Raw genomic sequence first — 423 nt, 5'->3', positions numbered from 1 at the left:
CGCGGCTTCTGAGCCTGCAAAATGGCTCCGGGCATGAGGAAATCCTCGGGAAGTTCGCGGAGAGGGAGCGGATCATCATCGGAACGACGGAGGACAACGGGGCAGTGCTCGGGCTCGGACATGTCCGCCGCGGAGGAAGCGGAAAGACCAATGTCGGCATGCTCTGTGAGGATCGGGAGGCCTTCCTTCCGAGACTGAAGGAGAGCTTCGATGCCTGCGGCTTTTCCGTCCGCATCTATGGGAATATCCAGCAGTTGATCTGGGACAAGCTCTTTATCAACAGCTCTCTGAGCGCCGTGACCGGAATTTTGCAGGTGAAGATGGGCTATATCAGTGCCAATGAGCATGCGTGGAATTTGTGCTGCGCTTTGATCCATGAGGCGGCGGAAGCGGCCCGCGCTTTGGGCCTTTGCGCGGAGGAGG

At 58.9% G+C, this 423-nt stretch carries 1 protein-coding gene; it reads left to right on the top strand.

Annotated features, from left to right (window positions below; translation table 11 throughout):
* The coding region (locus tag HMPREF1986_RS13835) for a ketopantoate reductase C-terminal domain-containing protein (RefSeq protein ID WP_021773880.1) at window positions 1-423 on the top strand (423 nt) is incomplete at both ends.

Source organism: Oribacterium sp. oral taxon 078 str. F0263, from assembly GCF_000469565.1.
In the GTDB taxonomy this organism is placed as follows: domain Bacteria; phylum Bacillota; class Clostridia; order Lachnospirales; family Lachnospiraceae; genus Oribacterium.
Note: the sequence above shows the minus strand (reverse complement) of the source record. Positions and strands in the feature narration are given on the sequence as shown.